General features: G+C 54.4%; 28 protein-coding genes. 13 read left to right on the top strand and 15 right to left on the bottom strand.

Features of this window, described 5'->3' with window-relative positions:
* Positions 1-43 precede the first annotated feature (43 nt).
* Together AB4Y96_RS11775 and AB4Y96_RS11780 are read left to right on the top strand one after the other, a co-directional pair.
* On the top strand, positions 44-1,003 hold the full coding sequence (locus AB4Y96_RS11775) for a substrate-binding domain-containing protein (protein ID WP_441917628.1): 960 nt from the start codon (positions 44-46) through the stop codon (positions 1,001-1,003).
* A gap of 177 nt (positions 1,004-1,180) precedes the next feature.
* Positions 1,181-1,534 (top strand): DUF1428 domain-containing protein, encoded by a 354-nt coding sequence (locus tag AB4Y96_RS11780; RefSeq protein WP_091885940.1) that lies wholly within the window; start codon positions 1,181-1,183, stop codon positions 1,532-1,534.
* A 15-nt stretch (positions 1,535-1,549) separates the two neighbouring features.
* Here the strand turns inward: AB4Y96_RS11780 and AB4Y96_RS11785 are convergent, their stop codons facing one another.
* Positions 1,550-1,834, bottom strand: a complete 285-nt coding sequence (locus AB4Y96_RS11785) for a hypothetical protein (protein ID WP_441917515.1) — start codon at positions 1,832-1,834, stop codon at positions 1,550-1,552.
* A gap of 24 nt (positions 1,835-1,858) precedes the next feature.
* A complete protein-coding gene (locus tag AB4Y96_RS11790) occupies positions 1,859-2,272 on the bottom strand; it encodes a DUF2147 domain-containing protein (RefSeq protein ID WP_091885934.1) in 414 nt (137 codons plus the stop codon).
* Positions 2,273-2,571: 299 nt separating this feature from the next.
* On the opposite strand from AB4Y96_RS11790, the gene AB4Y96_RS11795 reads away from it, so the two are divergent.
* The 9 genes from AB4Y96_RS11795 (at position 2,572) to hflX (ending at position 12,664) form a co-directional block, all read left to right on the top strand.
* Positions 2,572-4,848: an ATP-binding protein gene (locus AB4Y96_RS11795; RefSeq protein WP_441917517.1), complete on the top strand. Its 2,277-nt coding sequence runs from the start codon at positions 2,572-2,574 to the stop codon at positions 4,846-4,848.
* Complete coding sequence (ntrX, locus tag AB4Y96_RS11800) at positions 4,838-6,199, top strand: nitrogen assimilation response regulator NtrX (protein ID WP_091885929.1); 1,362 nt, start codon at positions 4,838-4,840, stop codon at positions 6,197-6,199. Before AB4Y96_RS11795 ends, ntrX begins: the two co-directional genes overlap by 11 nt.
* Positions 6,200-6,321: 122 nt before the next feature.
* Complete coding sequence (locus AB4Y96_RS11805; protein ID WP_441917520.1) at positions 6,322-6,726, top strand: RidA family protein; 405 nt, start codon at positions 6,322-6,324, stop codon at positions 6,724-6,726.
* Complete coding sequence (gene trkA / locus AB4Y96_RS11810; RefSeq protein ID WP_441917521.1) at positions 6,726-8,102, top strand: Trk system potassium transporter TrkA; 1,377 nt, start codon at positions 6,726-6,728, stop codon at positions 8,100-8,102. Before AB4Y96_RS11805 ends, trkA begins: the two co-directional genes overlap by 1 nt.
* Before the next feature lie 21 nt (positions 8,103-8,123).
* A complete protein-coding gene (locus AB4Y96_RS11815) occupies positions 8,124-8,888 on the top strand; it encodes an MBL fold metallo-hydrolase (RefSeq protein WP_441917522.1) in 765 nt (254 codons plus the stop codon).
* A gap of 8 nt (positions 8,889-8,896) precedes the next feature.
* Positions 8,897-10,000, top strand: a complete 1,104-nt coding sequence (locus tag AB4Y96_RS11820; protein ID WP_441917523.1) for a lactonase family protein — start codon at positions 8,897-8,899, stop codon at positions 9,998-10,000.
* Positions 10,001-10,011: 11 nt separating this feature from the next.
* A complete protein-coding gene (locus AB4Y96_RS11825) occupies positions 10,012-10,878 on the top strand; it encodes a D-amino-acid transaminase (protein ID WP_091885914.1) in 867 nt (288 codons plus the stop codon).
* Positions 10,879-10,997: 119 nt separating this feature from the next.
* A complete protein-coding gene (hfq, locus tag AB4Y96_RS11830; RefSeq protein ID WP_091885912.1) occupies positions 10,998-11,243 on the top strand; it encodes an RNA chaperone Hfq in 246 nt (81 codons plus the stop codon).
* 8 nt (positions 11,244-11,251) lie between these two features.
* Positions 11,252-12,664, top strand: coding sequence for a GTPase HflX (hflX, locus tag AB4Y96_RS11835; protein ID WP_441917525.1), 1,413 nt, complete (start codon positions 11,252-11,254; stop codon positions 12,662-12,664).
* A 6-nt stretch (positions 12,665-12,670) separates the two neighbouring features.
* On the opposite strand, the gene mazG is transcribed toward hflX, so the two are convergent.
* From mazG to AB4Y96_RS11900, 13 genes are all read right to left on the bottom strand, one after another.
* Complete coding sequence (gene mazG, locus AB4Y96_RS11840; protein WP_441917630.1) at positions 12,671-13,492, bottom strand: nucleoside triphosphate pyrophosphohydrolase; 822 nt, start codon at positions 13,490-13,492, stop codon at positions 12,671-12,673.
* Between the two features lie 75 nt (positions 13,493-13,567).
* Positions 13,568-13,795, bottom strand: coding sequence for a hypothetical protein (locus AB4Y96_RS11845; RefSeq protein ID WP_441917526.1), 228 nt, complete (start codon positions 13,793-13,795; stop codon positions 13,568-13,570).
* A 78-nt stretch (positions 13,796-13,873) separates the two neighbouring features.
* Positions 13,874-14,896 carry a hypothetical protein gene (locus AB4Y96_RS11850; RefSeq protein WP_441917527.1) on the bottom strand — a complete coding sequence of 341 codons (1,023 nt, stop codon included), beginning with the start codon at positions 14,894-14,896 and terminating at the stop codon, positions 13,874-13,876.
* Positions 14,897-15,125: 229 nt separating this feature from the next.
* Complete coding sequence (locus AB4Y96_RS11855) at positions 15,126-16,016, bottom strand: hypothetical protein (protein WP_441917529.1); 891 nt, start codon at positions 16,014-16,016, stop codon at positions 15,126-15,128.
* A gap of 170 nt (positions 16,017-16,186) precedes the next feature.
* Positions 16,187-16,657, bottom strand: coding sequence for a YbaK/EbsC family protein (locus AB4Y96_RS11860; RefSeq protein WP_441917530.1), 471 nt, complete (start codon positions 16,655-16,657; stop codon positions 16,187-16,189).
* Positions 16,654-17,463: an MBL fold metallo-hydrolase gene (locus tag AB4Y96_RS11865; RefSeq protein WP_091876796.1), complete on the bottom strand. Its 810-nt coding sequence runs from the start codon at positions 17,461-17,463 to the stop codon at positions 16,654-16,656. Before AB4Y96_RS11865 ends, AB4Y96_RS11860 begins: the two co-directional genes overlap by 4 nt.
* Positions 17,456-18,244, bottom strand: a complete 789-nt coding sequence (locus tag AB4Y96_RS11870) for a TatD family hydrolase (protein ID WP_441917532.1) — start codon at positions 18,242-18,244, stop codon at positions 17,456-17,458. The genes AB4Y96_RS11865 and AB4Y96_RS11870 overlap by 8 nt, the downstream gene beginning before the upstream one ends.
* An 18-nt stretch (positions 18,245-18,262) precedes the next feature.
* Positions 18,263-19,813 carry a methionine--tRNA ligase gene (gene metG, locus AB4Y96_RS11875; protein ID WP_441917533.1) on the bottom strand — a complete coding sequence of 517 codons (1,551 nt, stop codon included), beginning with the start codon at positions 19,811-19,813 and terminating at the stop codon, positions 18,263-18,265.
* Positions 19,814-19,951: 138 nt separating this feature from the next.
* The gene (locus tag AB4Y96_RS11880) at positions 19,952-21,010 is read right to left on the bottom strand and encodes a DNA polymerase III subunit delta' (protein WP_441917534.1); all 1,059 of its coding nucleotides are present in this window, start codon (positions 21,008-21,010) and stop codon (positions 19,952-19,954) included.
* Complete coding sequence (gene tmk, locus AB4Y96_RS11885) at positions 21,007-21,681, bottom strand: dTMP kinase (protein ID WP_441917536.1); 675 nt, start codon at positions 21,679-21,681, stop codon at positions 21,007-21,009. The genes AB4Y96_RS11880 and tmk overlap by 4 nt, the downstream gene beginning before the upstream one ends.
* An 83-nt stretch (positions 21,682-21,764) precedes the next feature.
* A complete protein-coding gene (locus tag AB4Y96_RS11890; RefSeq protein WP_441917537.1) occupies positions 21,765-22,976 on the bottom strand; it encodes a D-alanyl-D-alanine carboxypeptidase family protein in 1,212 nt (403 codons plus the stop codon).
* Positions 22,963-24,243, bottom strand: coding sequence for a septal ring lytic transglycosylase RlpA family protein (locus AB4Y96_RS11895; RefSeq protein WP_441917538.1), 1,281 nt, complete (start codon positions 24,241-24,243; stop codon positions 22,963-22,965). Before AB4Y96_RS11895 ends, AB4Y96_RS11890 begins: the two co-directional genes overlap by 14 nt.
* Positions 24,244-24,626: 383 nt before the next feature.
* The gene (locus AB4Y96_RS11900) at positions 24,627-24,755 is read right to left on the bottom strand and encodes a hypothetical protein (RefSeq protein WP_441917539.1); all 129 of its coding nucleotides are present in this window, start codon (positions 24,753-24,755) and stop codon (positions 24,627-24,629) included.
* 175 nt (positions 24,756-24,930) lie between these two features.
* On the opposite strand from AB4Y96_RS11900, the gene AB4Y96_RS11905 reads away from it, so the two are divergent.
* Together AB4Y96_RS11905 and AB4Y96_RS11910 are read left to right on the top strand one after the other, a co-directional pair.
* A complete protein-coding gene (locus tag AB4Y96_RS11905; protein ID WP_441917632.1) occupies positions 24,931-25,473 on the top strand; it encodes an AAA family ATPase in 543 nt (180 codons plus the stop codon).
* A 77-nt stretch (positions 25,474-25,550) separates the two neighbouring features.
* On the top strand, positions 25,551-26,540 hold the full coding sequence (locus AB4Y96_RS11910; RefSeq protein ID WP_441917540.1) for a Bug family tripartite tricarboxylate transporter substrate binding protein: 990 nt from the start codon (positions 25,551-25,553) through the stop codon (positions 26,538-26,540).
* Positions 26,541-26,556 lie beyond the last annotated feature (16 nt).

Below are 26,556 nucleotides of genomic sequence, written 5' to 3' on the forward strand. Positions count from 1 at the left end.
AAAGAACATCACGACAGAAAATAACAGGGAGGAAATCATGCATCTGACACGCAGACATTTTGCCAAATTGGCAATGGCAACCGCCTTCATAGCGCCACTGGCACTTCACATGCCAAGCGCGGAGGCCAAAGACAAATACGTCATCGGTTTCAGCCAGACCACGACCGTCGAACCTTGGCGCGTCCAGTTCAACAAGGATCTGGTGGCCGAAGCCAAGAACCATCCGAATGTCGAATTGCTTGTAGCGGATGGACAGGACAAGACGGAAAAACAGGTCGCCGACGTCGAGAATTTCATCCGGCAGGAGGTCGACGCTATCCTGATTTCACCAAAGGAATCGGCTGGCCTGACCGGCGTTGTGGAAAAGGCCATGGATGCCAATATTCCAGTGATCGTACTTGATCGCAATGTGGATACGGACAAGTTCACCCAGTGGATTGGCGGCGATAACGTCGTCATCGGTGAAGCCGCCGGACAACATGCGGTGGAATTGCTTGGTGGCAAGGGCAAAGCCAAAGGCACTGTGGTTGAAATCTGGGGCGGTCTCGGCACGCAGGCCAGCCATGATCGCAGCGACGGTTTCCACAAATATACCGACGCGGAGAAGGGCATTACCTATCTGTTGGACAAGCAATCTGGCGACTGGAAGCAGGATCAGGCCTATAACATCATGGCGACGGCCTTGCGCAACCATGAAGATATAAGCTTGGTCTATGGCCATAATGATCCCATGGCCTACGGTGCTTATCTCGCCGCCAAAGACGCAGGGCGCGAAAAGAACATTCTGTTCCTTGGCGTTGATGGCCTGCCGAATGAAGGTGTCCAGTGGGTCAATAAGGGCGAGCTTGCCGCCACATTCCTTTATCCGACACCGGGCGCTGAGGGATTGCGGCAGGCACTGAAAGTACTGGCTGGCGAAAAGGTCGAAAAGAAAATCGTCCTCGATACTGAAACCATTACCAAGGAAAATGCGCCCGAAATTCTCAAGAAGAACGGGCTCTAATTATTCACTGAGCCAATAACCGGCGTACCCATCTCAAAAACTGGGTACGCCTCTGCATGATTTTCGCCCCAAGGCTCAACGCGCATTTGATGCCGTTTTGAAAAAAATCAGGGAACGATGTCGGATAGTGCTCCGTTCAATCGTCCTAGGGCAGTTGAAACAAGTGAGGAGATCAAAATGTCATATGTTGATGGATTTGTACTCGCCGTACCGAAGGACAAGATCGACGCGTATAAGGCCATGGCCAATACAGCTGGCGGCGTCTGGAAAGAATATGGAGCACTCGCCTATGTGGAATGCATTGGCGATGATGTTCCCTATGGTGAACTCACATCCTTTCCGCGCGCGGTACAGGCCAAGGAAGACGAAGTCGTTGTATTTTCGTGGATTGTCTATAATTCACGGGCGGAGCGGGACGAGATTAACAAGAAGGTCATGGCCGATCCTCGGCTTGACAGCGATAAATGGGAAATGCCTTTTGATGGCAAGCGCATGATCTATGGTGGCTTTCAGTCCTTCATGGAACTCTGACAGCCGATTCTGTCGTCAATGGCCAAGCACATTCAGGCCGAGAATAGCAACGGCATAGGCCAGGCACGGAACAAACCACAGCAAGGCCCATCCGCCGATTCGGCGGTGGGTCAATGCTGCGCCAATGGGACCGCCAAGCGCGCTAATCGGCCAGCCGCACATCACGTAAAAAATCATGCGCGATTCAGGCGTCACGCCGCCATCCGATGCCATCACAGAAATCCCGGCAAAGAACAGGGCAAGCGGAAAGCACAAAAGGCAGAGGACCGCGCCGAATATCACCAGTGCTTTTAAGCGCATGGATAATCCGTGGAGATGATGGCTTTAATCAACCCGCCGCCAGGTCGAATCTTTGCAGAGCAGCCCGCCAAGCACGCAACCTGACAGTTGAATGCCCTTGTCCGAAAGCTTGGCTTTGCCGGAATAGGTCTTGCCATTTTCTGTGTTGTAGAGAGAACCGGTATAGGTTCCCGAATCCGTCGGCTTCAATGTGACTGCCTGTATTCCCACAACCGGCCGGTCGCGCTTGGACGCATCAGGGTTGTTGACGTCATTAACAGGGTTGCTCATCCAGATCACCGTGCCGCAAATACCCGCGCCGCAATCGCTCAGCCGCACCTTTGTGCGTCCCGTATCATTGACATAGGTGCCCGTTATATCGGGCGCCTGCGCCATGGCGGGCACAGCCATCGCCGAGACGACAAGCAAAGACAAGGTCAATTTTTGAATGTTAAACAACGAGTATCTCCTGAATGCAAAACGATATTTCCTACCCCTGCATTAATACTCCGGCTAAATTTTGACGCGAGCGTTACGCTCGCCTTTTCTTTCTCTGAAATTCATACAATTTGGATTGCGCACGGAAATATTAAGGTAAGCCAGCGGGCTATTTCATCGAATTTCCGCCGACTTTTAACGCATCAATTAGGTTCACTAGTGAATCTCCAAGTAAATTCTGCACAACTTTCAACGACAGGGCGTTGCATTTCCGCCACAATGTGTTGCATGAGTGCAACGTGGTTGGGATGGCATAAGCGATGCTCTTATCAAATTCGGTCAATCAGTTCGGGAATTCGCTCACGGCTGCCGCTGGCGGCAACACGCAGCGTTTTTATTCCCGTATTGGTGTTATCACGGTTGTGCTGGCGCTTTTGACCACCGGTATAACGTTTTTCATCTTGACCGGAATGACACCGGTTCGCCCTGACAGCAACATTTCCTTCTTCCTCACCAGTATCAATGCGGTGCTGATTCTCGCGCTGATTGTTCTGATCGGCCGGGAAATCTATCGTATCAGCCAGGCCAGAAACCGGGGGAAGGCTGCTGCACGACTGCATGTGCGTCTTGTTGTACTGTTTTCGCTTGTCGCCGCCGTTCCGGCCATGCTTGTTGCAATCGTCGCTTCCGTTACGCTTGACCTTGGACTTGATCGCTGGTTCGAGATGCGAACAACGACGATCGTCAATTCCTCAATCAGCCTTGCCAATTCCTACATTCAGGAAAGTGCCCGCAATTTGCAGGGAACAACACTGGAAATGGTCAGCGATGTGGATTCGCAGCGCTCGCTCTACAATCTTGATCGCACCAGCTTCACGCGGTTCCTTACCCAGCAGGCGAATGGGCGTGGCCTGATTGGTGCTTTCATCATCCGTTCCAGCGGAGACGTGGCCGTTCGTGCCGATATACGCACCAGCATAACAATACCGCCCGTGGCAAAATCCATCTTGAAGACAGCTGAAGATGGCAGGCCGGTTCTGATACCGCCGGAACAGACCAATCTGCTGAGTGCTGTTGTGAAGTTGCAGCAAATACCCGACATGTTTCTTTATACGGTCCGCCCCGTAGACGGAGACATTCTGAACTCCATGCGGGCGATTGAGAGCAACACGCCGGAAGCGCGCCAGCTCGCCGCCAACGGCGTTAACACACAGATTCTGTTTGCGTTGCTTTATTTCGGACTCACCCTGACATTGCTCTTATCGGCAATCTGGACAGGTATTGCGGTGGCCGACAGGCTTGTGCGTCCTATTCGCCTGCTGATCGGGGCGGCGGGTGATGTCGCGACGGGTAATCTCGATGTGGCCGTGCCCGTGCGCCGTTCTGACGGCGATGTTGGCTCGCTCTCCCAAACATTCAACACCATGGTGCGCCAGCTTGGCACGCAACGTCGTGATCTTGTAGCAGCGAAAGACCAGATCGATGAACGCCGCCGTTTCTCGGAAGCTGTGCTGTCAGGTGTCACCGCCGGTGTGATCAGCGTAGACGGTGATGGCATTATCGGCATCATGAACCGATCTGCAGAAACCATGTTCGAGCTTGATCCGGTCACCGCTGTTGGCAAGAATCTGACGGCACTTGTACCTGAGATCGGGCTGGTTTTCGAAGTGGCCCACGCCACAGGCCGCCCGGTTTATCGCGAACAGGTGTCTATGTCGCGCCGTGGCAGCGCCCGCACATTCAATGTTCAGATCACGGTTGAAGACGCCGAATCCGCAGAACATTCCTATGTCGTGACGGTGGATGACATCACCGATCTCGTTGAGGCACAGCGGTCCTCGGCCTGGGCCGATGTAGCGCGGCGCATTGCCCATGAAATCAAGAACCCGCTGACGCCAATTCAGCTGTCCGCCGAACGTATCCGCAGACGTTATGGCAAGGTGATCACCGAAGACCGCGAAGTGTTTGACCAGTGCACAGAAACAATCATCCGGCAGGTGGGTGATATCGGCCGTATGGTGGATGAGTTTTCATCCTTTGCCCGCATGCCCAAGCCGGAAATCAAGGCGATGGACCTGCGCGAAGCACTGCGCGAGGCTTCATTTCTTGTGGAAGTCAGCCGCAGTGATATCCGCTTTGAGCGGGATTTTGGCAACGTTCCGCTTGTGGGTCAGTTTGATGGCCGATTGATCGGCCAAGCCTTCGGAAACGTGATAAAGAATGCAGCGGAAGCTATTGAATCCGTTGTTAAAGAAGGGCTAGGGGAGGGGCACATCCGCGTCCGCTCCAAGCAAGAAGGGGATGAGTTGATCGTCGAAGTTACCGACAATGGCAAAGGCTTGCCACGGGAACATCGGCAGCGCCTGCTCGAACCCTATATGACAACGCGCGAGAAGGGCACAGGCCTTGGCCTCGCAATTGTCAAAAAGATCGTCGAAGAACATGACGGTCAAATTGAATTGCACGACGCCCCTGAAGATTTTTACGGCGGACGTGGTGCAATGATCCGCATGATATTTCCAACTACCCCTACCGATACACAGACAGCCGAAAATACCACTCAATCGGCGAAACAGGTGAATTCAAATGGCATCTGACATTCTTGTCGTCGACGATGAAGTCGACATCCGCGAGCTTGTTGCAGGAATATTGAGCGATGAAGGCCACGAAACCCGTGTGGCTTCCGACGCTGACAGCGCCTTGGCTGCGATCGATGATCGCATTCCCCGGCTGATCTTTCTGGATATCTGGATGCAGGGCAGCCGTCTCGATGGCCTTGCCCTGCTGGACGAAATCAAAATCCGTCATCCGGAGATTCCGGTGGTGATGATCTCCGGTCACGGTAATATTGAAACCGCCGTTTCAGCCATTCGCCGCGGCGCCTATGATTTTATCGAGAAGCCATTCAAGGCAGATCGCCTGATCCTCATTGCCGAACGGGCACTGGAGACATCGAAGCTACGGCGCGAGGTTTCGGATCTGCGCAAGCGTTCCACAGAGAGTTTTGAACTGCTCGGCACATCACTGTCGATGAACCATTTGCGCCAGACGATTGAGCGCGTTGCACCGACCAACAGCCGTATCATGATCACCGGCCCATCGGGGGCAGGCAAGGAACTCACTGCCCGCGCCATCCACGCACTTTCTGCCCGTTCAAAGGGGCCATTCGTCAATTTGAATGCCGCAACCATTACCCCGGAACGGATGGAAGTGGAGCTGTTCGGCACCGAATCCGACGGCGGCGAACGCAAGGTCGGTGCGCTGGAAGAAGCCCATGGCGGTATTCTGTACCTCAATGAAATTGCCGATATGCCGCGCGAAACGCAGAACAAGATTCTGCGCGTTCTCGTTGATCAGCAGTTTGAACGGGTAGGCGGCACCAAGCGCATCAAGGTGGATGTGCGCATCATCTCTTCCACCGCGCAGAATCTCGAAGCCATGATTGCCGAGGGCCGTTTCCGCGAAGACCTCTTCCACCGGTTGGCCGTTGTGCCGGTTATCGTTCCGCCTTTGGCCGACCGCCGCGATGATATTCCTGCGCTTGTGGAGTTCTTCATGACGCAGATTGCCGAACAGGCCGGTATTAAGCCACGCAAGATCGGTCCGGATGCCATGGCTGTGTTGCAGTCGCATTCCTGGCCCGGCAATATCCGCCAGTTGCGCAACAATATCGAACGGCTGATCATCCTTGCACGCGGCGATGATCCGGAAGCGGTCATTACAGCCGATCTGCTGCCCGCGGAAATCGGTGACACCTTGCCAAAGGCTCCAACCGAATCCGATCAGCACATCATGGCTTTGCCCCTGCGCGAGGCACGCGAGCGATTTGAGAAGGAATATCTCATTGCGCAGATCAACCGGTTTGGCGGCAATATTTCCCGTACGGCGGAATTTGTCGGCATGGAGCGCTCGGCATTGCATCGCAAGCTGAAATCACTCGGCGTCTGACCGGTTCAATCCGCTCTAAGACGTCATTCAACATGGCAGTATTCGGTTGCGACTCTCCCGGTTTTGCGGGAAAGTCGGCGGCCTTTGCTCTCCAGCATCGGCTTTTATCATGGGAGTGAGGAATGTTTCGTCCTGTCAATCCGTCCGGTCCTTCCATACCGGGCCTGTCTCAGGCCATGCTGATCGAAGGCGGCAAGCTTCTTATGCTCTCAGGGCACGTTCCTTTCGACGCAGAGGGGAAAATTCCGACGAAGGATGTGGCCGCACAGCTTGATCTGGTCTTTGCCAATATGGAGGCAACGCTTAAAGCAGCTGGCACAGATTTCAGCAGTATTGTCCGGCTGACCTATTACATCAGGGATTTTGATCAGGCCATGTTGCCGGAGATACGCGCTGTTCGTGATCGCTGGGTGAACACGCGATGTCCTCCGACCAGTAGCCTCATCGGCGTAGCTGCACTGTTTCATCCTGACGTTATGATCGAAGTGGACGCTATGGCCGTCATTGCCGAAGGTAAGATTGGCTGATGCGTGTCATCATCTGCGGCGCAGGGCAGGTAGGATATGGTATCGCCGAACGTCTGGCGGCCGAAGACAATGATATTTCGGTTATCGATACCTCGGCTGAGCTTATTCAGGTGATACGCGATACGCTAGATGTGCGCGGGTTCGTCGGTCACGGCGCCCATCCGGATGTTCTGGCGGCGGCTGGTGCCGAGCAGGCTGATATGATCATCGCTGCGACACTCTATGACGAGGTCAATATCGTCGCCTGTGAAGTCGCACACGCCCTGTTCAACGTACCGACCAAAATTGCCCGTATTCGCGCGCAAGCCTATCTGCAGCCGCATTATCAGGATCTGTTTTCCCGCGATCATATGCCCATCGACGTCATCATTTCCCCTGAACTTGAGGTGGGTGAAATGGTGCTGCGCCGTATCGCCTTGCCTGGTGTGAGCGATGTCGTGCGCTTTGCCGATGAGAATATTGTGGTGATGGCGATCGAGTGTCTGGAAGACTGTCCCGTCATCAATACGCCACTCATTCAGCTGAGCGATCTTTTCCCCGATCTGCCTTCAACGGTCATGGCGATCATCCGCAGCGATAAATTATTCATTCCGCGCTCGGTCGATCAGCTTTTTGCGGGTGATATAGCCTATGTGGCGACGACTAAGGCGCAGGTGCGGCGCACGCTGGCCTTGTTCGGACACGAGGAGCCTGAGGCCACACGCATCGTTATAGCGGGCGGTGGCAATGTCGGTCTCTATGTTGCCCAGACCATTGAGGCAAAACAGCCCAAGACCAAAGTCAAACTGATCGAACCCAATCTGACACGCGCGAATGCCATCGCCGATGGTCTGCGCCGTTCCATGGTGTTGCACGGCAGCGCGCTAGACCAGAAACTTCTGCTTGAAGCGGAAATTCAGGATGCGGACCTTCTGGTGGCGCTGACCAATGATGATCAGGTCAATATGCTGGCGGGCGTCATGGCCAAGCGCCTTGGCTGCAAGTCCAGTCTCGTCCTCATCAACAACCCGGATTATCTGGACCTAAGCAAATCTCTGGGTATCGATGCCCATATCAGCCCGCGCAGCGTCACGATTTCGCGCGTGCTCCAACATGTGCGCCGGGGCCGTATCCGGGCCGTACATAGTGTCCAGAAGGGCCGGGCGGAGATTATAGAGGCGGAAGCACTCGAAACCTCGCCGCTCGTTGGCGCGCCGCTGCGCGATCTCGATCTACCCGATGGTCTTCGTATCGGCGCGATCTATCGCAATGGTGAGGTGATCCGGCCCGATGGTTCTGTTCGCATCAAGCCGCAGGACCGGGTGGTTATCTTCGCAACTGCAGAAGCCGTCAAACAGGTCGAGCAGATGTTCCGCGTCAGCCTCGAATTCTTCTGATCAGCAGAAAGAAGCGCACAAATGAAACTGCAACTCCTTCGCAATGCCACACTAAAACTTGACTATGCTGGTTCCACGATCCTGATCGATCCGTTTTTCGCACCAAAACACAGCCGTCCATCGTTCACGGGCCGTTCGCCCAACCCGATGACTGATCTTCCGGTATCTACGGACGAAATCCTAAAAGGTGTCGAACTTGTTCTCGTCTCCCATCTGCATGCCGATCATTTTGATCCAGTAGCGCAGGAACTCGTTCCCAAGCATTTGCCCTTGATTTGCCAGCCGGGTGACGAAGAGACGATCCGATCTTTCGGCTTTACGGATGTGACGCCGCTGACCGCAGATATCAAGTGGAAGAACATTCGTCTGACGCGCCGGGACGGCAATCACGGCACTGGCGCGGTTCTCCAGCTCATGGGCAATGTAATTGGCTTCACAATCGAAGCGGAGAACGAGCCCTCCATCTACTGGGCAGGTGACACAATCCTCTATCCGCCGGTGCGTGAAGCCATCGAGACGACACAGCCTGATATTGTCGTTACCCATTCGTGCGGTGCCAAGTGGGATGGCGTTCTGATTGTCATGGATGCCGAGCAAACCATCGAGGTCTGCCGGATTGTCCCGCAGAAGACAAAAATCATCGCAACGCACATGGAAGCTCTTGACCACGCGACGGTCACCCGCGACGATCTCAAGGCTTATGCGCAAGCGCAGAATATCGATTCCCATAAGCTGATCATTCCTTTCGATGGAGAAACCCTCCATCTCACAGCCCCCAACTCATGAGACCAATCATGTCAAAGACTTACGCTTTTGTCGGCAACTTGAATCGCAATGCTTTGCCCGATGAGGGAAAGGGTATCAGCGTCTTCAGGTTTGACGACAAAACCGGTGATCTCACACTCGTCAGCGAGTATCTCGCCATCGACAATCCCGGCTATCTGGCCATCGATGAGAAGCGCAAACGTCTCTATGCAGCCGTTGAAATTCCCAGCTGGAACGAGGGGATGGCAGTCGCTTTTGATATCGACCCAGCAACGGGCGCGCTGTCCTATATCAATATGCAGCCCACACTCGGCAATACGACCTGCCATCTCGGCTTTGATCAATCGGGCGAAACCATTTTTGCCTCAAACTATACCGTCGCCGATCTTGGCGAGCGTCCGGGCAATGCGGTGGCTGCTTTCGCAATCCGCGCCGATGGCGGGTTGGAACCAGCTTTTGCTGCCGCTATTCATGAGGGCAAGAACGCGATCCTGCCGACGGACAAGCGCCAGCATGGTCACTGCGCCGTGGTCAGCCCTGATAACCGCACGGTATTTGTCTGCGATCTCGGCCTTGACCGGATCATGGCTTACAAGCTCCCGGCCAAGGGCGGAAAGCTTGAACTGGCAGCAACGCCATTCACGCAGCTACCCGATGGAGCAGGGCCGCGCCATCTGACATTTCATAAGAATGGCAAAATAGCTTACGTTATCAATGAATTGAACAGTACTGTTTCAGTTCTTCATTATAATCCTGAAACCGCTGAATTGACGCTTGGCCAAACGCTTCCCTCTATCCCGGCAGACTTCAAGGATACCAATACCTGCGCTGAGATCGCCGTGAGCGCCGATGGCCGCTTCCTCTATGGATCGAACCGTGGTCACAACAGCATTGTCAGCTATGCCATTGCCGCCGATGGCAATATCTCGCTGATTGGCTGGACGCCGTCACAAGGCCTTGGGCCGCGCAATTTCGTGATTGATCCTTCGGGCAAGTTTATGCTCGTTGCCAATCAAAAGGGCGGCGGTATCGCTGTATTCAGCCGCGATATCGAAACTGGCGCACTGGAAGACACCGGCAAGCGCGTCGACCTGCCAACGCCCATGCGCATCGTCTTTGGCCAGTTCGAATAGGAGTTCTACCGATGTCCCGCATTGCCTATGTCAACGGTCAGTATATCCCGCATGCCAGCGCCGGGGTTCATATTGAAGACCGTGGCTATCAATTTGCCGATGGCGTTTACGAAGTCTGTGAAATTGCCCGTGGCAATATCATGGACATGACGCGCCATCTTGATCGGCTTGGCCGGTCGCTCTCGGAACTCCGGATTGCCTGGCCGATGAACCGCAAGGCGCTGCAGGGTGTGATTGCCGAAGTTGTAAGGCGCAATCGTGTCCGCAACGGTCTGGTTTATCTGCAGGTGACCCGCGGTGTCGCCAGGCGCGACCACGTATTTCCTTCGGCTGATACGCCGCCGTCTATCGTCATTACTGCCAAACGCACTGATCCCAATGCCTCCGCTGCCCGCGCCGCGAAAGGCATCAATGTCATCACTGTGCCGGAGAACCGCTGGGAGCGGGTGGACATTAAATCTGTCGGCCTTTTACCAAATGTTATGGCGCGCCAGCAGGCCAAGGAGCAGGGCGCTCAGGAAGCATGGTTTGTTGATCCTGACGGCACCGTAAAAGAGGGCGCAGCAACAAATGCATGGATTGTCACCAAGGATGGTGTTTTGGTGACCAGACAGGCAGAAACCGGCATTTTACGCGGTATTACCCGCACAACCATCTTCGATGTGGCCAAAAAACTCGGCCTAAAGATCGAAGAACGCGGCTTTTCCGTCGAGGAAGCCAAGCGAGCGCGCGAGGTTTTCATGACGGCAGCCACAACTGTTGTCATGCCAATCGTTGCGATTGACGGCGAATCGGTGGCAAATGGACACCCGGGAACGATCGCACTTTCGTTACGAGAAGCGTTTTTTGACATTGCGGAAAAAACGCCATCCTGTTAACCGGAGTATGAGGGGACTAACAAAGCTATTTTTCACCTCCTGCAGGAGTAGGTTTTTCTGCTCCCGTTGCCGAATTTTGTATGAGACACGTTTGCTGATCGCATAAAAGGACAAAAACAATGGCTGAACGATCGCAGAATCTTCAGGACCTTTTTCTGAACTCCGTCAGAAAACAGAAGATTTCTCTGACAATTTTCCTCATCAATGGCGTCAAACTGACCGGTATTGTCACTTCCTTCGACAATTTCTGTGTGCTGTTGCGCCGCGACGGCCATTCACAGCTCGTCTACAAACATGCCATCTCGACCATCATGCCGAGCCAGCCTGTCCAGATGTTCGAAGCTGAGGCCGAAGACAGCGACTGAGATAACATTTGACCAAAGAAACACGGCGTAACGCGCAAAATCCTGGCGAAACCACCAATAATGGTGAGACCGCCAGAGAAGCCACGCGTGCAATCGTCATTGTGCCGGTTCTACCGCAACGCTTTTCCGTTGGCGGCAAGGACGATGACCATGGCCGCATGAAGCACCAGCCCGAATTCCAGCGCAGCGACGATGCGCGGCTGGAAGAGGCTGAAGGTTTGGCGCGTGCCATTGATCTGGATATTGTCCATTCTGATATCGTGAACGTTTCGGCGCCGCGTCCGGCCACTTTGCTGGGCACGGGCAAAGTTGAAACCATCCACGAGATCATCGAAGCCTCCCACGCGGAATTGGTGATCGTCGATCATTCGCTGACGCCGGTACAGCAGCGTAATCTCGAAAAAGCGTGGAATGCCAAGGTTCTCGATAGAACCGGGCTTATCCTCGAGATTTTCGGACGGCGCGCACAGACGAAAGAAGGCGCCTTGCAGGTGGAACTCGCCCATCTGACCTATCAGAAGGGCCGTCTGGTTCGCAGCTGGACCCACCTTGAACGTCAGCGCGGTGGCGGTGGCTTCCTCGGTGGTCCGGGTGAAACGCAGATCGAGGCCGACAGACGCGCCTTGCAGGAAAAGATCCTGCGCATCAAGCGCGAGCTGGAAACAGTCGTGCAGACACGCACATTGCATCGGAGCAAGCGCAAAAAAGTGCCGCATCCGGTCGTGGCGCTTGTCGGCTATACCAACGCGGGCAAATCAACGCTGTTCAACCGGCTGACCGGAGCAGGGGTTGTGGCCGAAGATATGCTCTTCGCCACGCTTGACCCAACACTGCGCCGTATTCGGCTGGAACATGGCGAGACCATCATCCTGTCCGATACGGTGGGTTTCATCTCTAGCCTGCCAACGCACCTTGTCGCTGCCTTCCGGGCAACATTGGAAGAGGTGGTGGAAGCCGATCTCATCCTGCATATCAGGGATATTTCCGATCCTGACACCGCCGCACAGTCAGAAGATGTACACGCGATTATGGCCAGTCTCGGCATTGAGCGCGGCGATACAAAACGTATTCTTGAAGTGTGGAACAAGATCGACAAGCTTGATGAAGCAGGCCGCGAGTCCGCACAGCGCCTCAGTGCCGCGGTAAAGGGCATTGAACACCCTATCCCCGTATCGGCAATCACAGGTGAGGGCGTCGATGCTCTGCTCAAGGAAATCGAGAACCGTATTGCCGGCAAGCTTGAGCATGTCAAGATAACCTTGCGCCCCGACCAGATGCGCCTGATGGACTGGATTTACCAGCATTCCAGCAATGTGAAGCGCAAGGATCTGGACGACGGCTCGGTGTCGCTCACCATGGATATGACCATCGCGTCGCACGCCAATCTCGACGAGAAATTATTGCGCCGGAACAACGGGTAAGCCGCGTTACTTCGCGGTTTTTGCTTCCTGCCAGAGTGCTTCCATTTCATCAAGCGTTGCCGCGTCAAGCGTCTGTTTCTGCTCGTTCAACTTGCGCTCGATATAATGAAAACGGGAGCGGAACTTTTCGTTGGTTCCGCGCAGGGCGCTTTCCGGTTCGAGATTCAGATGGCGGCCGAGATTGACGATGGCAAACAAGAGGTCGCCATATTCTTCTTCCGTATTCTTCAGGTCGCCATTAGCGATAGCCTGCTTCAACTCGCCGATTTCTTCCTCGATCTTGTCGAGAATAGGCGCGGCCTCCGACCAGTCAAAGCCTACCTTGGCGGCCTTCTGTTGTAGTTTGAGCGCGCGCATCAGGGCAGGGAAGCCATGCGGAATATCGTCAAGGAAGCCGTTTGGCTCCACGGCACCAAGGTTGAGTGCAGCGCGGCGCTCACGCCGTTCCGCCTTTTCCTCGGCCTTGATCTTGTCCCACATGCCTTTGGCCATACCGGCGCCACGCGCAGCTTCTTCGCCAAAAACGTGCGGATGGCGGCGGATCATCTTGTGAGTGATCGCCTGAACCACATCGCCGAAATCAAACGCCTTCAGTTCTTCGGCCATGCGCGCGTGAAACACGACCTGCAGCAGTAAATCACCCAGTTCTTCACGCAGATCATCAATATCATCACGCTCAATGGCATCGATCACCTCGAATGCTTCCTCAAGCGTATAGGGCGCGATGGATTTGAAATCCTGTTCAATATCCCACGGACAGCCGGTTACAGGCGTGCGCAGAGCTTGCATGATGTCGAGAAGGCGGGTGWTGTCGCGGGATGGTTTCATGGAAGCATAATAGGACAGGAGCAGGGTGGCTGATATCACGGAGCTCAAAAGCCGCGTGCTTGTCCACAGGATCGGTTAGTGTTGGTGCAGCGATATCGGGCCAATCACGTCATAGACAATCTTCACGCCGTCAATTGTATCGGGCAAATCAGCTTTTTCAGGCACATGATCGCGTAGATTGACCTTGATGGCATAGGAGTCACCGATGCGGATCAGGCCGACGCCGACGACGGTCCCGCATGATCCGGCAATCTCTTTCGCTTTCGGCTTGGCAAGCCGCGCCTGTTCGATGGAGGTGCTCATGTCCTTTAATTTAGTGCATCCTACAGGCTGCGGCTAGAGCCCGGCCATATTAAAGCTGGCGAGGGGTGTTTTTCACACTCAAACGGGCATCGTCAGGCCCAATTGTTCCAGCACAATGGCAAGGTCATTGGCAAAGGTCACGCCCTTGCCATTGGTGCCACCCTGATCACTGCCAGCAAACAGCAGGGCACATGCATAGCCTTTTTCGTCCATGATTACCGATCCACTATCACCGCCGGAACTGAACGGACCGCTGCCCGATGTTTCGATTTCAATCTGGCTATCAAAACCGATATCGCCAAACTCATAGCTGACAACAACATCATCGACTTCAATTGCCGTAACCGTGCCCTGCGTTATGCCGGTTGTTCTGCCGACCTTGAATACTTTGTCGCCGGGACGGAGCGGGGTCTTGCGCAATCCCTTGAGCTTCCCAGCACCCGTTAAAGTGACAGCATCAAAGCCGATATCCGCATCGATTGAAGCAATGGCCGCATCAACCAGATTGTTCATGCCTGATTTAACGGGCACAAAGGCGAGCAGTTCGCCCACCTTGTCCTTGTTTTTCTTGCCGCCATCATAGGCGCCGGGCTGCAGGATCGCATCGCCGATCTTCGCCTTGTTCTCATTGGCCAGCACATGATTATTGCTGAGAATGACTGTCTTGCCACTCTCCGTATGCTGCGCAAAACCACCGAGCGTACCTGCCGTGATGGAAAAATGTCCAATCGATGCGCCAATCAGCAGAGGTCTTTGCCGCAACTGATGCCACGGCAAGGCTGCGGGGGCTGCATCTGCACCGCCTTTGAATACCGTGCCGATATAGGTGATATCTGCTTTGTTGCGGGCGGCTTCCTCGATCTGGGCGCGCAGATGGATATTGGTTTCAAGCGCGCGCCGCTGAACGCGCACAGCCAGCCGATAATCATTCTTGCCATCACCGGCAGCAATGCCAAGCGCAATTCCGCCTTCGGCACCAGTCAGGCGCCGTATTGCTGTGGAACGGACGATCCGGTGTTCGGCGCGAATTTCGGTAATAAGAGGTTTTATGATCTGTTCGGCGATCTCTGTTTTCAGGGCACGTACAGTTTTTAAATCCACGGTGGTCATCCTTTCTTGTGTCTACAAGTCCAGGGCACGTGTGCGACTCGCAATAAGCTTAGCGACGCATATTCAATTTGGCGAGCGACGATAGGGTGAATTCAAAGCCGTTGGAGAGAGTAGTCCAATGGGAAAGAGAGCCAGTGCAGACGCATTGGCAAACATCGATACAAAGATCGCATAAGATAGATTATGGAACTAAACCATAGGCCAAAAACAATCTAAATGGTCACCACAGGTCTATTTTAAGCTCGATACGAAATTTGCTGGCATCATGGAATGACGCAGGCTTAAACGGAAATTCCAATTTGGGCGCCGGTTGTGGTTTGTTATCGGGCAGCCAGACAACCGAGATCTTGACCTCTTTGGTAGCTTGGAAGCCAAGACCCAATTCACGCGTGGTTTCCTTGCCGTTTGTCTTCACACTTGCCGACCCCGAATAGCGATTGTGTGTAGCAGAAAGTTGCAGTGAGCTATTGGTGGCACGAAGTTTGTTGTCGAAATCCGTGCTGGCAATCGCCTTGAAACCGCGTGCGGCAGCCTCGACATCAAGTGAGCCTCCGGCAAATTTCAGATCTTTATCAACCGTCAGACTCGTGTGGGCCTTGATATCCGGATCAGCCCAACTCGCATTGATATGGAAATTGAGTTCCTTTTTCAGAGCGTTGAAATAGACACTGGCGTTGGGATTGGCGCCGTTCATTTTGAGGCCGATGGAACCGGGTTTGGCGTCCCATACCATGAGGTTATCGGCATTGGGCAAACGCGTTTTCAGCAGGGTCTGTTGGGCCAATGTCGGGACAATGGGCTCGCCCATGGGGTCGTAACCGCCCATCGCCGTGCAACACCGACCGCCGATCTGGCAATTCACAGCAAAAAGCACACAGCCATCACTTGTCAGTCCGGCAACACTGTGGTGCTGCGTGTTTCTAAGGGTGTACTTCCCACAGCATGATAGAGAATTGTCGATAACCGCGTCGAGAGAATGACCACCAAAAACGATGCCTGACTGCAAGCCTTCACCAAAAAGCGGACGGCTTGAAAGCGGTATCAGACGAAAATCATCGCCTAATGTTGTTGTTTTCGGGCCTGTCGGTTGCGTGCGCGGTACTAATCCCATGTTCTACCTGCCATATTAGGTCGTTTGCTCGGCAAATTCGCGAGGCAATAACACCGTGAAGTCTGGCGGCAAGTAATACATCGCTGTCCCGGTATTTCAATCTATCAAAGGTCAGAACGTGAAACTAAAATGCACTATCCGATATTGGATGACACAGAAAAAATAGCGAATTAACTCGCAATATCAGCGATTTTTGCTTTTGCCGCCTTCATCAATGCCCGTGGTTCTGCCGGAAAAACGAAGTTTGTCCCTCCTGCTGCAGCCCACACAACATCAAACTGCATCAGCGTTTCGTCCGCAAAAGCCTTGATATCGACCAGGTGGCCCAATGGCGATACGCCGCCAATGGCAAAGCCGGTTTCCTTGCGGATGTGTTTTGGATCGGCTCGATGCAGTGTTTCGCCGGTCAATTTTGCTGCTTTGGTAAGATCAAGCTGTCGTGGCCCGGAAACCAGAAACAAATAAAGCTGCTGCGTGTCAGTGCCTTGAAAGATCAGCGATTTAACAATCTGCGCAACCGTCACACCGCATTGGATTGCCGCATCTTCGGCCGTATGGGTTGAATCGGCCATCTGGCGGATTTCGATCTCAAGACCCGCTTCGTGGGCCGCCTGACGGACGCGCTCAACACTTTTGCTCATGCCTCAACCTCAAATGAGAGGCCATCAAAGGCCGGTTCCACATTATCAGGCGTGCCCTGCATGACTGTTTCATAATCCAGCGGTACGTGCATATGCGTAAGGATTGCTCGACGCGGCTTTAGCTTATCGATCCATTCCATTGATTCATCGAGAGAAAAATGGCTTGGATGTGTGCGGTATTGAAGGGCATCAATGATCAGAATATCAAGGCCATCCAGTTGCGCTGCTGTCGTCTCCGGAAAGGCGCTGACGTCGGAACAATAGGCCACATCACCAATCCGGAAAGCCAGGGACAGGATATCGCCATGCACCTGCGGTAGTGGCAGAAAACGGATGGAACCGCCCGCTCCTTCAATTTCAAAAGCTTCGTGATGCACGATCTCGTGTGGCTGAAGGATCGGTGGGTAGCTGGAACCTTCAGGCGTCTTGAAGCAGTAGCCAAACCCCTCAACGAGGCGGCGCTGCGTTGCCAGATCGGCATAGATATCCATCAGGCTGCGCCGGTCGATGACAAAGGTCCTGAGATCATCAAGTCCGTGAATATGGTCCGCATGCGCATGGGTATAGACAACCGCATCGAGCCGTCCGGAGCCGAAATCGATCATCTGCGAACGGAAGTCCGGCCCCGTGTCGATAATCACAGTGGTAACGCCACCATTATCGGCAATACGCTCCACCAGCATGGACGCACGGCGGCGACGGTTTTTGGGATTGTCAGGATCGCAATTGCCCCAGTCACCATTAATGCGCGGCACGCCCGGAGACGAACCGCAGCCGAGAATGGTAAAGCGCAAGCGATCAGGCATGAGCGGGCCTTGGCATCTTGGTGAACAAGCGGAACACATTGTCAGTGGTCAGCCTGCCAATTTCCTCAACGCTGACGCCAATGGTCTCCGCCAGAACGGCAGCGGTATGCGTGACAAAGCTCGGCTCGTTGCGCTTGCCACGATGCGGCATTGGCGCAAGATAAGGCGCGTCCGTTTCCACCAGCAACCGGTCACGCGGTACATTTTTGGCGATTTCGCGAATGTCCGGTGAATTCTTGAATGTCAGAATACCGGAGAAGGAGACATAACCGCCAAGCTCGACGCCGACGCGCGCCAATTCGGCACCGGAGGAAAAGCAGTGCAGAATGAAAGGGAAGGCGCCCTTCCCTGATTCTTCACGCAAGATCGAAATCATGTCCTCATCGGCGCTGCGGGCATGAATAACGAGCGGCAAGCCCGTTGCGCGTGCGGCAGCAATATGTGTGCGAAGCCCGTGCGCCTGCGCTTCCGGCGGTGCATAATCATAATGATAATCAAGCCCCGCCTCACCGATCGCCACGACTTTCGGGTGCTCGGCAAGTTTGATCAGATCATCGGCAGTAATGTCGAGTTCCTCATGCGCATTGTTTGGGTGCGTACCAACCGAGGCATAGACACTGTCATATTGCTCGGCGATTTTGATGATGCCGTCAAACTTGCGAACGCGCGTACAGATGGTCACGAGCCGCACAACGCCAAGATCCAGCGCCCGCTGGACAATGGCATCGCGTTCCTCGGCAAAATCCGGGAAATCCAGATGGCAATGGCTGTCGACAAGCATGAAAGATCCGGTTCCTGATCAGGCTTCTTTGTCAGTCTCGACGTAACGCGGGAAAATCGGCTGCGGCGCAGGCAAGTCCGCACCGGGCACAAGTTCGCTGCCACCAAGCAGATCGCTGAAGTTACGTTTGGCTTCAGGCACCGCCAAAACATCAAGCAGCTTCGCCGCTGAGCCCGGAATGAACGGCTGACACAGGATACCCACGCGCCGGATCACTTCCGCCGTCACATAGAGAACCGTTTCCATCCGCGCCGGATCGGTCTTTTTCAGCGCCCAAGGCTCCTGCGAAGCGAAATACCTGTTGGCTTCGGCCACAACGGCAAAGATCGCTCCAAGCGCCAGATGCATGGCTTGGCTTCCAACAGCCTTGCGCGCGGTTTCCAGCGCTGCCACCGCCTGATCGAGGATTGCCTTGTCGACATCCGTCAATGCGCCGGGCTGCGGAACCTTGGCTTCACAGTTCTTGTTGATCATCGATAGCGAGCGCTGCGCCAGATTACCCAGATCATTGGCAAGATCGGCATTGGTGCGATTGACAATGGCTTCATGGCTGTAATTGCCGTCCTGACCGAATGGCACTTCACGCAAAAGGAAATAACGCACCTGATCAAGCCCGTAATGCTCAACCAATGTGAAGGGATCGATGACATTGCCGACCGACTTTGACATTTTCTCGCCGCGGTTGAATACAAAACCATGGCCGAAAACGCGCTTTGGCAGCTCAATGCCTGCGGACAACAGGAATGCAGGCCAATAGACCGCATGGAAGCGAATAATATCCTTACCGATAATGTGTACATCGGCTGGCCAGTAACGCCACTTTTCAGCAGTCTCGTCGGGATAGCCTATGGCAGTAAGATAGTTGGTCAACGCATCGACCCAGACATACATGACATGCTTTTCATCGCCGGGAACAGGAATGCCCCAGTCGAATGTCGTGCGCGATATGGACAGGTCTTTGAGACCTGATTTGACGAAGGACACAACCTCGTTGCGCCGCTCATCCGGTCCGATAAAGCCCGGATTATCCGCATAAAGCGTGAGAAGACGATCCTGATAGGCGGAAAGGCGGAAGAAGTAACTCTCCTCCTCCAGCCATTCGACGGGAGATCCCTGCGGACCATAACGCACGCCGTCGGCACGCACTTCCGTTTCATCTTCCTGATAATAGGCTTCATCGCGCACGGAATACCAACCGGCATAGGAATCCTTGTAGATATCCCCGGCTTCCACCATTTTCTGCCAAATCGCCTGYGATGATTTATAATGCCGCTCCTCGGTGGTGCGGATGAAATCATCATAGGACGCATTCAAAGCGTAGCCCATGTCACGGAAAAGCTTGGCATTTCTATCGGCCAGCTCTCGCGGCGTGATGCCTTCCTTGCGTGCCGTCTGATGCATCTTGATGCCATGTTCGTCAGTGCCGCTGAGGAAGAACACATCCTTACCGTCATGACGGTTGAAACGGGCAATCGCATCCGTCGCGATCAGCTCGTAAGCGTGACCGATATGCGGACTGCCGTTCGGATAGGAAATGGCTGTTGTGATGTAAAATGTTTCGCGGCTCATACGTAACCTGATTTGCTTCGGAATTGGCATCTTGGGAAGGCGTCAGGCTGACATAACCCATGTCTGGCCTGATTGCTATACCGGTCATAAACTCATGATCTGATTGAAATAATATTCCGCTTCTATCCGTTCAGGCGATCAACCGGCAAGCAGTGCGCGGTGCATCCTGTCTAGAAAGATAAGAACAGACTGCTTGCGATCAAGATTGAAAGCATCGGCTTCCCGTGCTTCGCTCTGCATCTCCTGCCAGAGCGTCGACCATTGATTGGCCTCGGCGACAGCGCCTTTTGCGGCGGCCGCCCTCGCCTTTGCCGCCAAGCGCGAGAATATGTCTTCAAGAAAGAGATCAAACTGGATCTCGGAATCACGGCCTGACAAGGCCGTTCCTAGCGCCTGAGCCTTCGGCACATCAAAGACCGGCTTGGTCAGGATGGCATCAATCGTCTGCGATATTTCAAGGCCGCCAAAGGCCACCAGCAGCGCCGCCTTGCGCACACTGCCATCCGCATGGGCGACAAGCGCTTCAGTGTCAGGCACCTGATCTGCTCCAAGACCGATTGTTTCAAGTGCCGACAACAGGTCCTGCCGGTCCAGTCCTTCAAAGCGAATGGATTGGCAGCGCGACCGAATTGTCGGCAGCAAACGCCCGGAGGAATGTGAGATCAAAATGAACAACGTACGCTGTGGTGGTTCTTCAAGAGTCTTCAGCAAAGCATTGGCAGCATTGCGATTCATGTCATCTGCCGGATCGACAATCACGATGCGCCAAGCACCATCATGCGCTGTGCGATTGAGAAAGTGCGTGACACGGCGGATCTCGTCGACGGTAATGCCGGTCTTGAATTTTCCGCTTTTCGCATCGAGTGGACGGCTGATATGCAAGATGGCCAGATGCGTGCCCGTGGCAATCTGCCGGTATGGCGCAACAGAATAGTCGGGGGTGGCCAGTTCCAGCGGCGCATCAAGCTGGATCGGATGTTTGAGCATGTGGCCGGCAAGATGGAACGCCAGTGTGGTCTTGCCTACACCTTGTGGCCCTTCGAGCAGCAATGCATGGTGCATATGGCCGGATTGATAGGCCTGTGCCAGAAACGAGCGCACAGCCATATGACCGAATAAGGCAGGATTGGCCGAAGGCGCCGGAATGCCATCAATGGAATCATGCGTGGCTGGAACATCAAGAACAGCATCGCTCATTGTGCCGCTCCCGCCTTGGGCTTGGCCTTGATGGACCGACTTGCCTTCAACCGGTCGACAAGTTCGGCAATATCGGCAGCAATGTCGTCAACCGGTCTATCGGCCGCAACAACCTTGCATCTGCCCGGTTCCGCCGCGGCGATGGCCAGATAGGCGTCCCGCCGCTTGCGATGCATTTCGATTGTCTCTTTCTCAAAACGATCAGCAGTCTCTGCGCCGCGCCGTGCATTTGCGCGTTGCAATCCGGTTTCCGCAGGCAGATCGAGAATAATAGTCAGATCGGGCATCAATCCATTGATTGCTGCACGTTCAATTGCACGCATCAACCCTGCATCGAGATCGCCGGTCACACCCTGATAGACACGACTGGAATCGATATACCGGTCGCAGAGCACCATGCTGCCGGTATTCAGTGCCCGGCGCATGACCTGCTCGACATGATCATTGCGCGCGGCGGCAAACAGCATGGCTTCCATGGCTGGACCAAATGGCTCGGCCGCTCCGCTCAAGATGACATGGCGCACGGCCTCCGCACCGGGCGAGCCGCCCGGTTCGCGTGTCACCAATACATCGTCACCGCCCGCGCGCATGTGTTCTGCCAGACGGGTGATCTGGGTAGATTTGCCCGCGCCCTCGCCGCCTTCAAAGGTAATGAATAGTCCCTGTTGCACGCCGTCAGCCGTCTTTCGCTAAAGAGTCACTCTTTACAGCTGGTTCTAATGCCCGAGGAAGAAAAGGTCGAGCGGTGAAAGCACTAAAGCTTAAGGTGCCGTGTCCAGCCTGTGGTCAGTTCCAGCACGGCATCCATTGTCCGCTTCTGCAAATCGCCTGTTTCAACGGCTTCTCCCGTATAAACAGGTGTTTCCTGAGCCAAGGCATCGCCAATCCAGATTCGCAGCACGCCAACCTGTTCATCCGCCTTCACTGGTGCAATGAGCGGCCCCTTATACTCCACATGGGCCCTGAGGCGGTCCTTATTGGCGGCTGGAATCAAAAGACTGATCTTTTCATGCGCTTTCAGGGGAACGCTCGACTTCACACCGCCAAACACGCTGGCCTCGCCCACAGTCTCGCCATCAGCAAAGATGCTGATCTCTTCAAAGGCGTTGTAAGCCCATTCAAACACCTTCTTGGCCTCTTCCGCCCGTTCCTTGTCTGAAGCAAGACCACTCAGCGCAACAATATAACGGCGCCCATTATGTTCGGCAGATCCTACGAGACCATAGCCCGACTGTTCCGTATAGCCGGTTCCCATGCCATCGGCGCCGATATCCAGCCGCAATAGCGGATTGCGATTGCGCTGGAAAATATTGTTCCAGGTAAAGCTCTCCTGCGTGTAGGTCCGGTAATACTCAGGATATTCGTGTTTGATGTAGCGAGCCAGTGTAACGAGATCGGTCAGGGATACTTTTTGCTGCGGATCGGGTAAGCCGGTCGAATTGCGGAATGTCGAGTTCTTCAGGCCAATTTCCTTGGCCCGTTCATTCATCATCTCGGCAAATTTCTGCTCGGAACCCGCAATGCCTTCTGCCAGAATGATGCAGCCATCATTGGCCGACTGCACAATGACACCCTGAATGAGATCGCCGACGCTGATCGATGATTTGAGCTTGGCAAACATGGTCGAACCGCCGGAGGGCGCCCCACCCGTCCGCCAGGCATTTTCACTGACCGTATATTGTGTATCGATCTTGATGTTACCGGTTTTAAGCTCATGAAAAACCAGTTCCATGGTCATCAGCTTGGCCAGCGCCGCCGGTTCAATCAGTGTGTCCGGGGCTTTGGCATAAAGGATGGTGCCGGTCTGGTCTTCCAGCATCAAAGCCTGCTTGGCCTTGGTATCGAACAGCGCCTCTTGCGCTTGGGCTGAGCCATAGGCTGACAGTGCCACAAGAAGGCCAGCGGCAAGCATGCGGAATGGCTGTTTCAGGGATAGTTTACGGTGTGGGAGATCAGTTTCCATCATCGCGTACGACAAACGCGTCGCCTGCCCCGGCCTTCCATGCGGCCTGCAGCAAGGCATCGGTGTTTTTCCCGGCATTGGCGCGCGCCACCAAGGCAATGCGCGGACCATCGGGGCTGGCGACCTCGGACAGATCGACCTTACCCAGCGGCGAAAGTGCTCGCATGACACGGCCAGCAGCGGCCTTGTCAGCAAAAAGACCGATATCCACATATTCGCCCGTAGGCGCAGCGACATCATCCAGCTTGTTCTGGTTTTTCCAAGCGCCGGAAATAGCCTGCGGCGAAATAAGGCTGTTCATCGCCACGGCTGTACCATTGGCACTCGCCACGCGCTCGCTGGCATAGGAGCTGACGAACGGTGATGGGCGCTTGGAGCCGCCCTTGAGCGATCCCAGCAGCACAGCGGGCTTGTCATCGATATAAGGCCCGATCAACGGCAGAACGGGTTGAATATCATAACCGAAAGGCATAGTGCCTCCAGACATTGCGGCCATATCCGCCGTCTGCGGCTGCATTGGCGCACCAAGATGAGCAGCCTGATCATTAAACGATACCGGCTGCATGCTAAGGCTTGCGACCTGAACGCCTGCGGGACGCGATGGCTGCATCCCCGGAATTTCAACCGTATTGCGCCGCGTGGGTGTCGAACCATTCATGGCGATCATCGTGCCTGAATCTGGCTGCCCCAATGGATTGCGCACGCCTGGACCACGATAGGAAGCCATAAGGAATCCATCATCACGCCCTTCAAGCGGCGCACGTCCGACATATTCGACCTTCACATCAGCCGTACCCGTATGCTGATAGTCCAGCATGGTTGCTGCCTTTTGCGAAAGGTCAATGACGCGATTGCTATGATAGGGTCCACGATCATTGACGCGCACGATTACCGAACTGCCATTGGCAAGATTGGTGACACGCGCATAACTGGGCAAAGGCATGGTGGGATGCGCCGCAGACAGATGGTTCATATCGTAGACTTCACCATTGGCAGTCAGACGACCATGAAATGCCGAGCCATACCATGAGGCAAGACCCTGGCGTTTATAACCGGGTTCTTCCTTGGGGTAATACCACTTACCACGAACCTGATAGGGCCGGCCGAGCTGATCGCGACCACCGCCGCGGGGCATGTTACGAAAATCCGTAACCACGCGTGGGCTGGCTTTGACGCCATATTCGGATTCTGCGAAATATTCCTTACCGTGGGTACGCTTGCCGACTTTCACCTTAGGTGACGATGCACAGGCAGCCATCAAGGCGCCCATCGCAACAACTCCAGCAATTCGAAAAGCTTTGGCTTTTGACAATGCAAACCACCGGCTGGACGCCGTCCCCACACTTTTTACGCATCGATAAACAGACAAGAATGTCAGCGCAACTCCAGAACTCATCATGGACGATTGCACCAAGTCTATAACTCGCACCGATAGGTTGACAGCACCTTAACAGAATAGGTTGATATCGCTGACATCAGGTGACTTTGGTTAACGGGCAATGATCTGGCGATCACTTTTTATGTGTCGTCGATTCAATGGCTCTATTCAGGTGGATTGCGCGCTCCGCCCATCTCATCTCTGAACTTCCCGTTCTATGCTTTTACCTGTGATGGCTGAACAGGCTTAAAACAGGCGCATCCGGTTTGCAGATATCATCCTGCCAGGAAATACGTAAGAAGAGCAGCCACAATCACGCCGCAGACAAATATAATCAGATACCAACCATAGGAATTATGGGTCGGCCAGGCATCTTCATCATCGTCGTCAAAATCGTCAATCATTGCACCGCCCTTTTGGGTGGGCCCGGCCAAGCGGAAGCTACACGCTTCTTGTCGACCGGGCCCTGCCAACGGGGTTTCGCCAGCTTTCTTGAACCCCGGCCAGCGAAGAAAGTTCCAATTGGGGGGAAGAACCAATCTGGAAACGCCGCCATAGAACGTTTATAGGCATCCCATGATCGATTTGTCTGGCCATATCCTGATTCTAACCGGTCCTCCGGGTTCTGGAAAAAGCACAACTGCTGCATCTCTGGTTGCGAATTCAGAGGTCCCCGCAGTGCATCTGCATTCAGACGATTTTTGGCATTATATCAAGAATGGCCTGATTCAACCCTACCTGCCGGAAGCTCATGCACAGAACAAGACTGTCATCGATGTTCTGGCCGGTGCCGCAGAACGATATGCCAAGGGTAACTTTTTTGTCGTGGTGGACGGCATCATTGGCCCCTGGTTTCTCGATCCTTTCCGCTCTCTTTCTCTGCCACTCCATTACATCATATTGCGGCCAATACTCAGCGAGGCCATTGCAAGGTGCCAACGTCGTGGCGGCAATACGCTCAGCGATCCGGGCCCTATCAGCGAGTTGCACCGGCAATTTTCCGCGCTTGATGGGCTTGAGCGCCATGTCATTGAAACGGCAGGACAAAGCCGTGAGGAAACCCTCGAAGCTGTTCAGACTGTATTGGCTGACGGCACGCACCGCCTGAACCCTATTGATTAAATGCCTCCCGCTTCCGTCCTTTGCCATCGCATGCTTTAATGCTGGCGGAACATAAAACGACATCGGGAGGAAAATGAATGTCACTATCTGGGATCACCCGGCGCGCTAGTCTCGCCCTCGGCCTTTCAATTCTATCAGCAGTAACGTTTGGCGGGCTGGCACAAGCCCAAAACTTTCCGGACCGCGTTGTGACGATGGTCGTGCCTTTTGCCGCCGGTGGATCAACCGACGTTGTGGCGCGTGTGATCGCCAACAAAATGTCTGATCTGCTCGGCCAGCAGGTGATCGTCCAGAATATTGGCGGCGGGGGTGGCAGCCTTGGTGCAGGCAATGTGGTACGGGCCGATCCTGATGGTTACACGATCCTCATGGGCACGGTGGCAACGCACGCGCTTAACCCGCTTATCCTGAAATCCAAACCATATGATGCCGAAAAGGATTTCGCACCGATTTCATTGCTCGTGATCGTTCCCAATGTCCTGGTGGTCAATCCGGAACTGCCGGCAAAGAATGTCAAGGAACTGGTCGATTTGCTGAAGGCCAATCCGGAGAAGTACAGTTACGCATCTTCGGGCAATGGCACGCCGCTGCATCTCTCCGGCGAGTTGTTCAAGAAGATGGCTGGCGTCTCGATGCAGCACATTCCATATAAGGGCGCAGGCCCTGCGCTGAATGATGTCATTGGCAATCAGGTGCCGATCATGTTCGACAACCTCCCCTCATCATCGTCGCATATGAAGGGAGGCACATTACGGGCGCTTGGCGTAACCACCAAGGAAAGGGCCGCGTCCTTCCCTGACGTGCCCACAATTGGCGAAACAATCCCCGGTTATGAAACCTATACCTGGAATGCGCTGTTCGCACCGGCAGGTACACCGCCTGAGGTTATCGCCAAGCTGAATGAAGCTGCCAACAAGGCGATGAAAGATCCCGCGGTAATCGAACGCATGAAAGAATTCAGCGCCACCATCGTCGGCTCTACGCCTGAAGAACTCGCTGCGCATGTGAAGGCGGAAATCGCCAAGTGGACACCTGTCGTCAAGGACGCCAACGTCCAGATGGATTAATCCAGACGACACAACA

Origin of the sequence: Phyllobacterium sp. TAF24 (assembly GCF_052113785.1) — a bacterium.
GTDB lineage: Bacteria > Pseudomonadota > Alphaproteobacteria > Rhizobiales > Rhizobiaceae > Phyllobacterium.